At 42.5% G+C, this 16305-nt stretch carries 9 protein-coding genes; 7 read left to right on the top strand and 2 right to left on the bottom strand.

The features are described 5' to 3' along the window. Nucleotides 1-850 precede the first annotated feature (850 nt). From MTBBW1_RS14245 to MTBBW1_RS14215, 7 genes are all read left to right on the top strand, one after another. Complete coding sequence (locus tag MTBBW1_RS14245) at nucleotides 851-1285, top strand: PleD family two-component system response regulator (RefSeq protein ID WP_080804443.1); 435 nt, start codon at nucleotides 851-853, stop codon at nucleotides 1283-1285. 92 nt (nucleotides 1286-1377) lie between these two features. Then, on the top strand, nucleotides 1378-4863 hold the full coding sequence (locus tag MTBBW1_RS14240; RefSeq protein WP_080804442.1) for an FAD-dependent oxidoreductase: 3486 nt from the start codon (nucleotides 1378-1380) through the stop codon (nucleotides 4861-4863). Nucleotides 4864-5035: 172 nt separating this feature from the next. Beyond that, nucleotides 5036-5458: a hydrogenase iron-sulfur subunit gene (locus tag MTBBW1_RS14235; RefSeq protein WP_080804441.1), complete on the top strand. Its 423-nt coding sequence runs from the start codon at nucleotides 5036-5038 to the stop codon at nucleotides 5456-5458. Between the two features lie 17 nt (nucleotides 5459-5475). After that, a complete protein-coding gene (locus MTBBW1_RS14230; protein ID WP_080804440.1) occupies nucleotides 5476-6627 on the top strand; it encodes a Coenzyme F420 hydrogenase/dehydrogenase, beta subunit C-terminal domain in 1152 nt (383 codons plus the stop codon). Nucleotides 6628-6640: 13 nt separating this feature from the next. Continuing rightward, nucleotides 6641-10294, top strand: a complete 3654-nt coding sequence (locus tag MTBBW1_RS14225; RefSeq protein WP_080804439.1) for a response regulator — start codon at nucleotides 6641-6643, stop codon at nucleotides 10292-10294. 9 nt (nucleotides 10295-10303) lie between these two features. After that, nucleotides 10304-10852 (top strand): 4Fe-4S dicluster domain-containing protein, encoded by a 549-nt coding sequence (locus tag MTBBW1_RS14220; protein WP_080804438.1) that lies wholly within the window; start codon nucleotides 10304-10306, stop codon nucleotides 10850-10852. Next, the gene (locus tag MTBBW1_RS14215) at nucleotides 10849-11709 is read left to right on the top strand and encodes a CoB--CoM heterodisulfide reductase iron-sulfur subunit B family protein (protein ID WP_080804437.1); all 861 of its coding nucleotides are present in this window, start codon (nucleotides 10849-10851) and stop codon (nucleotides 11707-11709) included. Before MTBBW1_RS14220 ends, MTBBW1_RS14215 begins: the two co-directional genes overlap by 4 nt. 3 nt (nucleotides 11710-11712) lie before the next feature. Here MTBBW1_RS14215 and MTBBW1_RS14210 read toward each other — a convergent pair whose 3' ends face one another. Together MTBBW1_RS14210 and MTBBW1_RS14205 are read right to left on the bottom strand one after the other, a co-directional pair. Next, nucleotides 11713-13404 (bottom strand): ATP-binding response regulator, encoded by a 1692-nt coding sequence (locus tag MTBBW1_RS14210; RefSeq protein ID WP_080804436.1) that lies wholly within the window; start codon nucleotides 13402-13404, stop codon nucleotides 11713-11715. A gap of 15 nt (nucleotides 13405-13419) precedes the next feature. After that, entirely contained in the window at nucleotides 13420-15819 is a 2400-nt protein-coding gene (locus MTBBW1_RS14205) for a PAS domain-containing sensor histidine kinase (RefSeq protein ID WP_080804435.1), read from the bottom strand. Nucleotides 15820-16305 lie beyond the last annotated feature (486 nt).

Here is a 16305-nt window from a genome sequence, read left to right as displayed (position 1 = left end):
TTTTATCTCCATTGGATTCTGTTGATTTTACCTCTTTTTGTCTTTTTGATTTATTAGAAAATCTCCATAACATAATGACATATAAAGATATTAATGTATCGTTGTAATGCCCTTGCAATCATGAAGGTTTATTAAAAAAAAGTCTCCGTAACATGCTGATATACAACGATTTTCATGTTTCGTTGTGATGCGTCAGCAAACATGTAGGTTTATTTGAAAAAGCTGTTTTGGACTTTTTTTAGTTCATAACCAGATTCAGTTCATAATAATAAAATATTACATTTAACGTTGATTATCAAGAAGCAAACACCTCATCCTCAAGATACTTGCAGATATTGCACTGGATGCTTCAAAGATATTGCACAACTATTTTTTGTTAAAATAGCAATATGTTATGATGTTATTGTTGCGTTTATATTGCATTAATGATGCATATGCGCTTTTGTTTTTATATTTCATCCTACCTGTTATTTATTAAATATCTGATCTTTACTATGCCTGTTCTTTTAGTTGAATATTTATTCTTTTTTTAAAATTGAATTGCCATAACTATCTGTAAATATAATTTTTTTGGTCAATTTTTTGCCTTGACCGCAGTCTATTCATTTTATCTTGCATAGTACTTTTTTAAAAGAGATCTCCATCTTTTTCCTTATGTGCATAACATGCTGTAATTTAAGATTGATTTTGTCTGTTTTTTCGATGTTGTGTTTTTTTTAACTCTAATAAAATTAATGAGTTATGTAGAAGTAGATGATCCCGTAGCTATATTTGTTGAATATCGTTTATTTTATGATGCGGCATCAAACTTGCTTTTATGAGCAATAATTAATTTGATGGAGAAAGCATAATGACCGGAAAGGTACATCGCATCATCGTCATCAACAGTGAGCCTGAAGAGAATGCTTTTTTGCAGACTTTTCTTGAAAACAGGGGCTTTGAGGTGTTTGCATCTCTGTCTGTTTGCCAGGGCATAGAGCAGCTTGAACATTTTAAACCTGAGCTTTTGATCGTAGATGCGCTTTCATCCGGAGAAAAAACAGCCGGCGAAAAAATGACCACCACCGAAAGCAGCCTCAAGAGGCTGTTTGCCCAGAAAAGGGTGAAGGATATTCCCGTTATTTTTATTTCAACCATTCCATTGAAAACCCTTACCTTTCGTCGAAAAAAATTTTATCGGGAACTGTGCAGTGGAAAAAGAGAGAAGATATTGTTCCTTGAGAAACCATTGCAGGAAGATGAGCTTCTTAACTCCATCTGTATTTTGACCAATCACTACCCTTAAGCAAAATCTTAATATGTGTTGATCGTTTTGAAAAAAATGATGAACCTGTAAAAAATCTTGAAACTTAAAATCAATAAAACGAGGTGATTCATATGTCCATCAGAATAGGATTTTATGTCTGCCACTGTGGCATCAACATTGCCGGAATGGTCAGGGTGGAAGAGGTGGCAGAATATGCCTCTACCATCAGGAATGTGGTTGTGGCAAGGGATTACAAGTTCATGTGCTCGGATCCCGGACAGGAGATCATTGAAAAGGATATCAGGGATTACAACTTGAATCGTGTGGTTGTGGCATCCTGTTCTCCAAGGCTTCACGAGAAAACTTTTCAGAGCGCCTGTCTCAGGGCTGGTTTGAATCCCTACTATTTTCAGATGGCATCGGTAAGGGAGCAGGTATCATGGGTGACAGATGACAGGGACAGTGCCACTGCCAAGGCCAAAACACTTGCAGCCGCTGCATTGAGCCGTGTGAACTATCACGAATCACTGGAGCAGAGAAAGGTCTTTATTAATCCCGATGTCATGATTGTGGGTGGAGGCATTGCAGGTATGCAGGCAGCAATTGACATTGGCAACGCCGGGTTAACAGCCTGGCTTGTGGAAAAGGATACAACAATTGGCGGCCATATGTTGCAGTTTGATAAGACTTTTCCAACACTTGACTGTGCAGCCTGCATAGGTACTCCCAAGATGGTGGAGACAGCCCAGAATCCCTATGTGAATCTCTTGTCCAACAGCGAGGTGGAGGAGATTCAGGGCTATATCGGCAATTACGATGTCACTATAAGAAAAAAGGCACGTTATGTCGCTTCCACCTGCACCGGATGCGGGGAGTGTACCACAGTATGCCCTGTAAAGATGCCGAGTGAGTGGGATGTGGGGCTTCAGAAGCGAACAGCCATCTACAGGGCATTTCCCCAGGCTGTTCCCATTACCTTTGCCATTGACAAGAGAGATACTCCACCATGCAAACTCTCATGTCCTGCCGGTACCAATGTCCAGGGATATGTACAGATGATCAAGGTTGGCAAATATCAGGAGGCGCTCAATATCATTATGGAACGTCTTCCTCTGCCTGGAGTTCTTGGCAGGGTTTGCCCCCATCCATGCGAAATTGACTGCCGCAGAGCACTTATCGACGAAGCTGTTTCCATCAGAAATCTTAAACGTTTTGCTGCTGACAAGGCAAGCCTTGAGAAGGTGCCCATGCCCGATGTCACGGAAAAAGATAAAAGGGTTGCAGTTGTGGGGTCAGGGCCTGCCGGCTTGACGGTTGCCTATTATCTGCGGCGAAAGGGCTATCTTGTTACCATATTTGAGGCCAAGGATTCTCCCGGTGGTATGCTTAAAACCGGCATTCCTGACTATCGTCTCCCCCCTGCAATCCTTGAAAAAGAGATAAATCATATCCTCTCCACAGGTGTTGAGCTTAAAACCGGTATGGCGCTTGGAAAGGATTTTTCACTGAAATCCCTGAAAGATGACGGGTTTAATGCAGTTTTTGTGGGCATTGGCACCCATTTGCCGGTGAAAATGAACATTGAAAATGAAGATATGCCGGATGTTGTTGATGCTCTTGTTTTTCTTGAAACTATTAACCTTAATCAAAATGTTGGCATGTTAAGAAAAAGCCCAAGGGTTGTTGTAATAGGCGGCGGTAATGTGGCTATGGATGCTGCCCGGGTTGCCATTCGTTCCGGAGCAAAAAGGGTAATTGTTGTCTATCGCCGAACGGAAAACGAGATGCCGGCAGAAGCTGAGGAGATTGAAGGCGCAAAGGAGGAAGGGGTTGAGTTTATACATCTTGCAACTCCTCTTGCTGTGGTTGCAGGAGATGATAACGGCGGTGCCGGCGCTCATAAGGTTGTTGCGATTAAATGTATTAGAAATGAGTTGGGAGAACCTGATAAAGGAGGCAGGCGAAGGCCGGTTCCTGTAAAAAATTCGGAATTCATCATTGAATGCGATATGGTTATTCCTGCCATAGGACAAAAAGTGGCTTTGACCGGCAAACTTAAGGACGAGGGTATTGATTTTTCATCCTGGGGAACCATCAAAATTGACGAAAGTTCAATGGAGACCTCTGTAAACGGCGTGTTTGCAGCAGGTGATGCTGTAACAGGCCCTGCAACCGTTGTTGAGGCCATTGCAGCAGCTCACAGGGTGGTAAGGGGCATTGATCTTTATCTTGGTGCAGAAAATCATGAAGAGTGGCAGGATATAAAAAACAAGGCCGCAGAAGAGGAGCTTATCTTTCATCAAGGTAGAAAGAGTAATGGAAAGAGTAAGATGGATCAGGATAGATGGGCACCGCTTCCGGAAGATGCTCTAATCACAAAGCGGGCAGAACCTCAAATGCTTGAGAGCAGCGTAAGGGTTAAATCCTTTGATGAAGTTGATAGGGGTTTTGATGAGGAAGAGGCTGTAAAGGAGGCTGGAAAATGCATCAACTGCGGTGGTTGCTGTGAGTGCATGCAGTGTGTAACTGCCTGCCAGCCGGGTGCTGTAAATCATGCTGATCAGGATGAGCTGATACATGTCAAGGTGGGAAGTATCATTACAGCCACAGGATTTGATCCCCAGGATCCATCGGAGATGAAAGCCTATGGATATAAAAAATACCCCAATGTATTTACCAATCTTGAGTTTGAGCGACTTAGTAATGCAACAGGCCCCACAGGCGGACAGATTTTGATAAGGGATGATGATGGTAATCTGACCCGTTCCCCAAAAAGTGTTGCAATTCTTCACTGTATCGGCAGCCGTGATATCAATCACCATGAATATTGCTCCAGGGTATGCTGCATGTATGCCCTGAAATATGGCCATCTCATCCATGAAAAGGTTGGACATGACGCACTTGTATATAATTTTTACATAGATATGCGCTGTTTTGGTAAAGGATATGAAGAGTTTTATACAAAATGTCAGGAGGAGGGCACTGTATTTATTCGTGGAAAAGCAGCGCAGATCACCGATCATGCAGAATCTGAAAGGGAAAAGGGTAAACTTGTGGTCATCTCCGAAGATACATTGCTTGGGGAAAAAATCAGGGTTCCTGTGGATATGGTTGTGCTTTGCACTGCCATGGAGGCAAGAAAGGACGCAAGGGATATAGGCAGGGTACTTGGCATAAACCAGGGAGCTGACGGATTTTTCCTGGAGGAGCATCCAAAGCTTGGGCCTTTAAATACAGCGACAGACGGTGTTTTCATAGCAGGTGCATGTCAAGGGCCAAAGGATATTCCTGATACAGTATCCCAGGCATCAGGCGCTGCTGCCAAGGCTCTTTTGCTTGCTTCAAGGGGAGAGGTGGATATTCCGTCAACTATTTCATTTATTGATCCTGATATCTGTGCCGGCTGTCAAACCTGCATTGGTCTTTGCCCATATACTGCCATCTATTTTGATGGAATCAGAGGCGTTTCAGTTGTGAATGAAGCTCTCTGCAAAGGGTGCGGCTCTTGTTCTGGATTCTGTCCAAGTGGTGCTGCACAGGTGCGTCATTTCAGTGAGAGACAGATTTTCGGAGAACTTGCAGGGGTAATGGATGCTGTAAACAGTATTGGAATATAAAGGCTATGGTTGCCTTATCGCCACAATTCAAGAGGTTAAAGTCGTTATAAATACAGAACGTAGAGACGTTGCATTGCAACGTCTTTCATATAAAGTCTTCAAAAACATCAAAATACGGGGAATTTTTTATAAAAAATAATATTTTCTGAAGCCCAGGAAAAGGAGAAGAGGCATGGAAACATTTGAACCCACAATCATTGCATTTGTATGTAACTGGTGCACCTACACTGCCGCGGATCTGGCCGGAACATCCCGACAGAAATATCCGAAAAATGTAAGGCTTATCAAGGTGATGTGCACCGGTATGGTTGATCCAAAATATGTGTTGAAGGCATTTCTCCAGGGAGCTGATGCCGTGTTGATAAGTGGATGTCACCCGGGAGACTGCCACTATATCAACGGCAATTACAAGGCCAGGCGCAGGACAAAGCTTTTGCACGAAATTCTATCGCGTTTCGGCATTGATAAAAAACGCCTTCGACTCACATGGATCGGTGCAAGTGACGGCATTGAATTTGCCGCAACAATCCGGAAGATGGTTGAGGAGATAAGAGAGGCCGGCCCGTTACAGTCTGATTTGAAAATGGTCATATAAGGAGAAAGGTATTTATTATGGATAAAGCATATACACTCCGGAAGGAAAACCTGCTTGATTCCTTCAGGGCTTTTTTGAAAAGCCTTCTTGGAAGCGGTGAGGTCAGTGGTGTTCTTGTTCCACTGCGTTCTGTCAATAACCAGGCCATCATGCCAGCTCTTGTCTCTGATCTCTCTCTTCTTGACCAGGCAGATCCTCTCTCTCCATCATTTCAGCTTAACGGGGCAAAACTTGTATCAAGATTGACCCGACGTGAGGGAGAAGAGAAAATCGCAGCAGTTTTGAGACCATGTGAAGTAAGAGCTTTTGTGGAACTTGTAAAGATTCATCAGGCCAGATGGGATAACATTGTTATTATATCCCATGATTGCGCAGGAGCCTTTTCCAACAGAGATTTCAATCAACTGGCAAAGGATAAGGGGGAGGGGTTCACCCTTGAGTTTATCAAGAAGAAGATTGCAGATAATTTTGATATGGAGAGTCCAAATATATCCACAGCCTGTCAAATATGCGATAAGCCCTTTCCGGAACTCTCTGACATTACACTCCATTACTTCGGGGCAGAGAATCAGGAACTTGTTATTGTCTCTCAAAGTGAAAAAGGTGCCGGGATACTTGGTAAAATTGCCGGCGATACTTTTAAGGATGCAGGCAGCAGCAGCGATATCCTACAAAAAACGATGGACGATAAAAATATTTGTATCAGTAAACGAAAAGAAAAACAGAAGGCGATTTTTGAACAGCTTGCAGCACAAACATCAAGCATTGCAGAGCTTTCTAACTATTTTTCTTCATGTGTCAACTGCTACAACTGTCGTGTGGCATGTCCTGTATGTTTTTGCAAGGAGTGCGTTTTTAATACTGATGTTGTGGATTATGATCCTTTTCAGTATTCAGCCTGGTCAAAGGCCAGAGGTGTACTCAAAATGCCTGTTGATACAGTTTTCTTTCACATGACCCGCATGATTCATATGGGGTTGTCCTGTGTTGGTTGCGGTCAGTGCTCCAATGCATGCCCCAATGATATTCCCATTGCAGAGCTTTTTAAAATGGCGGGATTGCAGGCACAGAAAGCTTTTGATTATGTACCTGGGAAAGACGTGGCAGATGCACCGCCATTGTCAGTATTTTATGAAAACGAATTTAAGGATGTCACAGGATTACATTAAATAAGGTGGGATTATGAACGAACAACAGGAAAAACTCCCTGAAAAGGGTAAGGGTGCCATTGTGGTGGGAGCCGGTATTGGCGGTATTCGTTCTGCCCTGGATCTGGCAGATGCCGGTCATCATGTGACGTTAATTGAAAAAGCTCCACACATGGGGGGAATTCTCTCCAAGCTGGATTATCAGTTTCCCACGGATCGTTGCGGCATGTGCCGGATGCTTCCCATGATGCATCGGGATTCTGCATCACAGTACTGTCTCCGGCGTGGTCTTTTTCATGACAATATTGATCTTATGCTCTCCACAACCATTGAGAAAATCGAGGGTGAATCAGGCAATTACACAGTGCAGTTGCGCCAAAAAAAACAGTATGTCAATCCTGAGCTTTGTACAGGATGCGGAGAGTGTACAGAAGTCTGTCCGGTTGGTGATATTCCGGATAGATTTAATGAGGGCAGCACTACCCATAAGGCCATCTATCTTCCTTTGCCCCATGCCATTCCCAAACGCTATACAATTGACATTAATTCCTGCACTCTTTGTGGTGCCTGTGTTGATGCCTGTCCCGAAAATGCCATTACTTTGCCCGAAGACCAGAAAAAGAATTTCAGAATTCTGGTGGTGGATGATGAGCTGATTGTAAGGGATTCCATAAAAGAGTGGTTTGATTTTGAAGGTTATCCTGTGGATATGGCGGAATCAGGCCAGATTGCCCTTGAAATGATAGAGAAGAACGAATATTCCCTTATGCTTCTTGATATCAGAATGGCGGAGATGGAGGGTACGGAAGTTCTTAAAAGGGCAAAGGAGATCGCACCTGAGCTTCAGGTGGTTATGATGACAGCCTATGCCACTGTGGAAACAGCAGTGGAGACCATGAAGAGGGGGGCCCTTGAGTACATCATTAAACCTTTTGACCCTGATACCCTTATTGAAAAGGTGAACAGCATATACCAGTCAGGGCGTCAGAGTGACGATGTTGTGATGGAAGTTGATGCAGGTGCCTTGATCATGGCCTGTGGAACTGATTATTATAATCCGGATAGTGGCAAAAATACATTTGGATACAAGGTTTATCCGGATGTTATCACAAGTCTTGAGTTTGAGAGGATGGTAAGCGGTTCAGGAGCAACAGGGGGAGAAATTATCAGGCCATCCAACGGAGAGGTTCCCAAAAGGATTGCCTGGATTCAGTGCGTTGGATCAAGGGATGTCCACAGCGGGGCTTCATACTGTTCATCTGTCTGCTGCATGTTTGCATTAAAGGAGGCCGTATTAACTCGAAAGCGTTCAGGTGGTACCATTGAAACAGTGATCTATTATATGGATATGCGCTGTTTCGGAAAGGAGTTTGAAGCATACAGAAAAGAGGCTGAAGAAAAATACCAGGTTATTTTGAAGCGTATAAGACCCCACTCTGTACGTATGGACAATGAGAGCGGAAAGCTCAGAATTTTTATTGCAGATTCTGGGGTTTCCACATCTGAAGTCATATCGGATTCCACATCTGAAGTCATGTCTGATTCTACATCTGAAGTCATATCTGATTCCACACCTGATACCATGTCTAAGATGCCCTCTTTTTCTGATTCCAAAAAAGATGAAGTTTTTGACATGGTGGTTTTATCTGTGGGACAGAGGCCATCGTCCGAGGCTATGGCCCTATCTGAACTTACAGGAGTGCCTTTGAATGAATTTGGATTCCCTGAAACAGGAGTCTTTCCGGAGAGTGCCCTGCCTATGCTTTCTGATTCAGGCACTTCAGGTGGCACATCTTCCGGTGCAGGTGCATCAAATAGAAGCGCTGGAGGAACATCAAATAAAAATGCAATTTTTGTTGGCGGTGCTTTTGGAGGCTTAAAAGACATTTCAGAGTCTGTGATTCATGCATCTGCTGCTGCTGCCGAAGCCATGAAAATCCTGAATCAGTTGAGGGGAAACAGAGCTCCCCTGCAACCTGAGTTCAGGAATGGATATTCAGGTGCATCTTCACCAATATTATCTTCGGAAGTAAAGATCACCTCAAAACTTGCTGCATTCAGGAACCCTGGATATGATGAAGGTGATTCTTCTAAAGGTAATGCCCCTGGAGATGTCAAATCAAAATCTTCTGGCAGTGCTGTAGGGCAAAAAAGTTCAGGTAGCACTGTAACGCAGATGATAAAGCCTGTTTCCGTTGAACAGAAAGTGTTGATAATTGGCGCAGGAATTTCCGGAATGACAGCAGCACTTCTCATTGCAGATAGCGGGTATAAGGTTATTTTGGTTGAAAAAAAGCATGTGGTAGGAGGAAATCTCAACTGGCTTGCCTCCAATCTAAATGGCAATAATTTTCCGGCTCTTCTGGCTGAAATGAAGGAGAAAATTGATAAACATCCCCTGATTTTTCTTTACAGTGGCTGGGAAGTTGTTGAATGCAGAGGGGAAGTTGGTAATTTTTCTTCAACCATAGAGAAAACAGAAGAGAAAAAAGAAAAAGGAGAGGCTGCCACAAATTATGGTGGCATAAGGGAGGTTATTAAGCACGGTGCAGTGATTATTGCCACAGGTGCATCCGAGGCTGATACTGCTTCATATTCGAGGGGAAAAAGCGATGCCATAATAACCTTGAAACAGATGCAGGAAGCCCTGAATAACACTAAAACTAATCAGATCCAGCAAAACCTTAATAGTAAGGTTCAGAATATCATATCAGGCAACAGCGCAGATGTTGAGGCTGATGCTACTATCCCTGTTATTGATTTTGCAAAACTTGAAACCGTTGTCATGATTCAATGTGTGGATTCAAGGGATGAAATCAAACCATATTGCAGTCGTGTCTGCTGTACATCTGCACTTAAACATGCACTGTCATTGAAAAAGATAAATCCTGATATTGATATTTACATACTCTACAGGGATATGATGTCACCGGGATTTACGGAAAAATACTATAATCAGGCAAGAGAGAGCGGTATTATTTTTATTCAATACACTTCTGATAAAAAGCCCCAGGTATATGTAGAGAAAGGAAATTCAGACAATGTAGATGGAGATGATTTACAGCAGGAAAAGCAGAATTGTGACCTTATTAAAATAAGGTTGGATGAACCAGTAATTGGCAGGACAATTGAAATCAGTGGTGATCTTCTGGTTCTTGCAACAGGTGTTGTCCCTTCTGAAGCTGTTGGATTCAGTTTATCTCAGGATTCTGCAAATTCACATTTATCTTTACAATATTCAGGGCTTGCAGAGATAATGGGTATCAAAAACGATGAGTATCATTTTTTCAGACAGGCTGACTCCAAATGGCGACCGGTTGACAGTACCCGTGAAGGAATTTTTATATGTGGAACAGCCATTGGGCCAAGAGATGTGGAAGAGAGCATAATAAGTGCCAGAGCCGCTGCCATGAGAGCCATGTGTATTATCACCCATGATAAAATCCAGCCATCCTCTGTGACAGCAGGAGTTAAAACAAGTCTATGTTCTCTCTGTCTTCGCTGTGTTGATACATGTCCCTATGATGCCCGCCATCTGAATGAAGAGACAATGAAAATTGATGTCAATGCAGCCATGTGCCAGGGATGCGGTGCCTGTGCAGCGATTTGTCCCAACAGTGCGTCGTTTGTAAGCGGATTTACAGATCAGCAGATGTTTGAAACCATTGATGCTGCAATTGGGTATTAAGGAGGAGTGATGAAAGATACAGGCTCTATAAAAGCGTTACTTGCAACTTGCATGCAGTGTGGCACATGCACCGGAACCTGTCCCAATGCAGATGCCATGGATCTGACTCCAAGGCATCTGTGGCGGATGGTTTTAATGGACAGGGCGGATGAAATTTTTGAAAGCCAGACTTTTGCATATTGTTCAACCTGTTATTTCTGCACCTTGAAATGCCCCAGGGGATTGCCTCTTACAAGGGCAATGTCAATGCTGAAGGAGGTGGCCTATAAGAATGATGTGAAGACTTTCAGAAAATCAGGTGCATTTTACGGCAGTTTCATGGAGAGCGTAAGGCGTCATGGACGAGTAAGAGAGAGCGAGTTTATGACACTCTATTTCCTGGAAATGAAAAATCCTCTTCTGCCATTTGACTTTGCTTCCCTTGGATTGAAGCTGATGAGCAAAAACAAGGTATCTTTCTCTCTTCCTTCTGGTGCAGATGGAAGGGGGCAGGGTAACCTTGACAGAATATTTAAGAAGGTTTCTGAAATTGAAAACAGAGAGGAGCAGATGCCATGAGCTATATTTATTATCCCGGCTGTTCCCTGGAAGCATCGGCAATTGAATATGATGCCTCCACCCGTGCTGTTATGCATGCCCTTGATATAGAGCTTGCTGAAATTGAAGGCTGGAGCTGCTGCGGAGCCACTGCTGCTGAACCTGTAAGCTCTCTTTTGTCATTTGTGCTGCCTGCAAGAAATCTTGCCCTGGCAGAAAAGATGAAGCAAAATTTTTCTGTGATGGTTCCATGCAGTGCATGTTACCTGAATCTTAAAAAAGTGGAAATGGAGAAGAAGCAAAATCCATCTATGTCAGCTTCCATAGACGAATGTCTTGCAGAAGAAGCTTTGAAACTTGAAGGAAAACTTAAGGTTCGCCATCTTCTTGATATTCTGGCAAATGATATAGGAGCAGATCAGATTAAAAACAAGGTCACAAAAAAATTGTCTGGCCTTAAAATTGTGCCATATTACGGGTGTCAGTGTTTAAGACCTTATCCGGTTTTTGATGATCCAGAAGAACCACGTTCAATGGAACCATTGATTGAAGCTTGCGGAGCAGAAGTTTTTCCCTGGGATATGGGGGCACAGTGCTGCGGAGCATCCAACATGAATACCAAAAAAAGCGCTGCCGGAAAACTTGTGCAGAAGATATTAAAATCTGCCAAGGGGGCAGATGCCATTGTAACCGTATGTCCCATGTGCCAGTTGAACCTTGAGGGCTTTCAGGAGGAGTTGTCAAGAAAAGCCGGTGAGGATCTTTCTGTCTCTGTCATCTATCTGCCCCAGTTGTTGGGTATGGCCATGGGGATTTCACGGGAAGAGCTTATGCTGCACAAGAATCTTGCGGTTAAGGAACTGGTTTTATCTTATTGATGGTTACTTATCCATCATTGGAATAGTCACAAAAAAAGATGTCCCCACACCCTTTGCCGAAGTTGCCCTGATGGTTCCTTTGTGCTGCTGAACCGCTTTGTTGGAAATAAACAGGCCAAGACCTGTGCCTTTTTTGCCTTTACCCGAATGAAACAGGGTAAAGGCTTTTTTAATTTCATCCTGTTCCATGCCTACACCGTTGTCGGAAATGACAAACTGGATACTGTTTCCAATCTTTTGAAGTTCAAAAGAGATGGTTGGATCTTTTGCTTCTTTGTCGTTGGCCATCCCTTTTTCTGTTTTTTTACTGGAATCCTTATCTTCAGCACAGGCATCAACTGCATTGTCAAGGATATTTACAAGGGCTGCATGGAGAATGGCAGAGTCAGCTCTGAAGGTAAAATCCTGCTCCGGCAGGTTCAAGGTAAAGGATATTCCGTTTTTTTCCGCCTTGGGCTTTATGACTGAAGCAAGGTCAAGAGCAAATGCAGTTGCCGGAATATCTTCAATGTAAAGCTCTCTCTCCTTGGCATAAAAGAGAATATCAAGGATCATCTTGCGTATTTTGGACGTCATCTGCTTGACCATATCAAGCCCTTCCTGGGCCAGGGCCTGGTCATCTTTGTTTAAAGCGGCATTGAGAAGATATACGCCGCCATCAAGGCCGGTTAAAAGCCCCTTGATGCCATGTGAAACAGATCCTATCATTAATCCTAAGGATGCAAGATGATCCTGGATATCCAGCACCTTTGAGATATCCGTTGCCATGATCAAAACTTCTGAAACAGCTTTTTTTTGGGGGGCTTTACTACTTTTTTCGTCAATGGTTGAAATTGTGCCGGTTTTTTTACCTTGGCTTGATGACTCATTTAAAATTGGAGATGTCCAGACAAGATAACTCATTTGAGATTCCTCGCAAGAGATATCCTGATGAGCCACATTCCGGTCAGTTTTGTCTCTTATGGCAGTTAAAAATTTTTTTTCAATTTGATGGGATGTTCCGTTTTTAAATGTCAGAATGGCAGGACAATCATCGCAAGGAGCTTTTTTATCCATGCATAGTTCATGGCAGTATCTGTCGTCATAGTCGCCGAATTTTTCTTTAAACAGGTTGTTGGCAAGGGATATCTTCAAATTTTCATCCACAAAGAAAATAATCAGGGGCAGGGTCTCCATTATCGCAGTGATATCTTTTTTATCACGATTAAGGGTTGAGGCAGGCTGTTTTTTCTTTTGTTCAGCTTTTTTAAGGGCTTCTGTCTTTGACCATAGAAGGTTTTCAAGGTTATGGGTATATTCCTGAATGCCTTTGCGAATCTCTATTTTTTCCTCAGCCCTTCTTATTGCCACCTCAAGTTTGGTAACATCAACAGGTTTTGTGATAAATTCCACAGCTTCATGCCGGAAGCTTTCAATGGCAAGATCCATGTCTCCATGTCCGGTTATCATGATAACTTCGGTAAGTGGAGATTTGAATTTGATTTTTTTCAAAAGCTCTATTCCATCCATCACCGGCATTTTGATGTCAGTCAGAATTATGGAAAAGTCCTGCTTATCAAAAAGCTCCATGGCCTTTTGTCCATTTTCGGCTGTAAATACCTCAAATCCCATATCTTCAAGGGTGATTCCCAGAACTTCCCTTATGTCCTGTTCGTCATCCACAAGAAGAATTTTTTTTAGACCATCTGATGTCATGGCAATTAAACTCCTTTATATCACTTCCTGGGCAGAGGGAAGGATAATCTGGAAAATGGTTCCGCTTCCTGAGCTTTGCTTCAATTTGATAATCCCCTTGCAGTCTTTTATTATACCATAGCTTATTGAAAGGCCAAGGCCGGTACCCTTTCCCACCTCTTTTGTTGTAAAAAATGGCTGGAATATTTTTTCTGCAACATCATCAGGAATTCCAGTACCTGTATCTTCAATTTCCAGATAAATTTTGCCGTTTTCCTCAAAGCCTCTGATGAAAATGCTCTTTTCCGAGTCATTGTTATTCCGGCTGGATTTTTCCTCAATGGCATCACGGGCATTTAAAAGCAGATTGATGAAGACCTGTTCAAGCCTTCCCGGGTCGGCCATGGCATCAGGAAGATCATCGGGTATCTGGCATACAACATCAATTCCTCTGACCTTTAACTGCTGGCTGAAGATCTCCAGAGCACTGATGACGATTCGCTTTACTGAGGTTCTTTCAACATTGATCTCTGATTTTCTGGCAAAATCCCTCATGTGGACAATAATCCTTGAGGCTCTGTCCACATTACTGTCAATTTTCTGGAGCAGACGGTTAAGTATATCCTGTTTGATATCCTGTTTTTTGCTGATCTTTGAGATACAGAAGCTGCTGGATGTTTTTATTACCGAAAGTGGCTGGTTAAGTTCGTGGGCAACACCGGTTGCCATCTCCCCAAGTGTGGCAAGTTTGGCTGCCTGGTTGAACTGTGTCTCTGTTTCAAGACGTTCTGTAATATCAGAAGTTGTCACAAGCAGCACCTTCTGCCCTGGATATTCGCTGGGAGATATCCAGATATCCACATAAAATATCTGCCCGTTTGATTTTACATGACGTACTGTGTTCAGAATGGTTGATTCTCTGATCTGCTCGTCGTTATATTTATATTTTTTGTTTCTGTTTTCATTGCTGTATGCTTTCTCATTTTCCTTTTTTTCAGGGTTTTCGTCGATATCAGATGGTCTTCCGGATGGTATTGCTGAAACTGGTAGGCTAACAATGGATGGGTTTTCATCTGCATCAGCAAAAAGGGTGGTGAATTTTTTCCCCTGAAGCTCTGACTCCTGATATCCATAGACCTGAAATACACTGCTGTTACAGTTTATTATTTTAAGGGTATCATAATCAAGTACAAATATTGGATTAGGTATGTTGTTGAAAATAACCTGATATTTCTTTTCTGACTGTTCAGCCCGCTGCTCAAGTTTTTTTCGTTCAGTAATATCAAGGCTTATCTCCATTGCAGCAACAACTTCACCTGCTGCGTTTCTTATGGGCGATGTCCTTGCAAGCCAGTATTCCATTGTGCCGTTCTTGCCTTCTCCGCTCTCTTCCGAATAGTGGGATTTTTCATCTAAAAATGTTCTCTCCACCGGGCAATTATCACATTTTTTGGTTCTTCCTTTGTATGCCTGGAAGCAGTAATCACCAGAGCCTGGACTGTATTTATCGTAAAACTCCCTGTTGAAGTTGATAAGCTGGAAATCTCTGTTCTGTACCGTTATAAGGCATGGGACATTTTCAAAAAGTGTCTGATATTCATTTTTTTGCTTGGTCAGCTCTATCTGGTTATCCCTTATTTTTTGGGCCATGTTGCTGAATGCCGTGTTTAATCTGCCTATTTCACTGTGAGGATCAGTTTTAATTGGGTTAAAACCATTGTCTGAAGCAATATGTTTTGTCTCTTCCGTCAACTCTTTAACTGGCTTGATAACAAACTGATAAACAAATATAAATATGAAAAGAGATGGTATGATAATAATGACCACTGCAAGCAGAAAAATGCTCTGCTCATATTTAATAATTTCAGCTTCTGTCTCTTTAAGGGAAATAACAACATCAAGAGCGCCCAGAACTTTGTTTTCAGGATCATGGAAATGGCATTGGGAAGAGCAGTTTGGCTCGTTATAAATGGGTGTGATTATACCGAGAAGTTTCTCATTTTGTTCTGTTGTAAAAAGGCGTTTTCTCTGATCAAGTGTCAGATCAACAAGGGGAGGTGACTGCCTGTGGCAGAGAACACATGCCTCTGATTCAAGATCCTGCTTCTGGTCAACTTCTGAAGGTATGTTGGAAAATTTGATATATCCTGCCTTGTTTGTTATCCGGACATTCAAAATACCTTTTTGATTGGCAGTGTTTCTTATTATCTGATTGATGTCATCCCTTGAGTTGAGCATCATGGAGTAGTGCGTTCCAAGACGTATGGTTTTGCTGATACGATCGGCAATGTCTGTGGTGTCGTTTATGAACTTTTTTCGCTGATACTCAATGCTGAAGTATGCCCAGATTGAAATTGCGACAAGACATACAACGCCGGTTATCATGATAAGTTTGAACACAAGACTGTGCTGGATACGGTTGAGGATGCGGGTCATGGGATTTTACCCTCCCCACGGGAGATGAAGGCATGGATTGCCTGTTTATTAGAAAGTCTCCATAACATACTGATATGTAAAGACTTTCATGTATCGTTGTGATACCCTCGTAATCATGAGGGTTTGTTGAAACGTTAATATAACAGACTGATATATAAAGATTTTCATCTATCAGTGTGATGCCCCTCGCTATCATGAGGATATGGATATATGATGGCATCTCAAAAGCGGCACGTTGTTGTCTTTTTAGTAGTTATTGCATTTGTCTGAATCAAGATAACCAGGATGAAAAGGATGTTCAGGATAAATAATCCTGCCTTATCCTGTTAATCCTGGATATCCTGATTCAGACAGTATTCACAAGGCTCAAAAGATATAGTTTTCCAGGTAATTAAATTGGCAATACCACTGTAGGGCTGCCCTGTGTGGCTTCCCTCTCCAAAGTTGAGATGCCAAAATCTTTTCCTGAAAGTCTATAATAGGTGT

It is taken from the genome of Desulfamplus magnetovallimortis, from assembly GCF_900170035.1.
GTDB lineage: Bacteria > Desulfobacterota > Desulfobacteria > Desulfobacterales > Desulfobacteraceae > Desulfamplus > Desulfamplus magnetovallimortis.
This window is presented reverse-complemented; position numbering and strand designations above follow the sequence as displayed.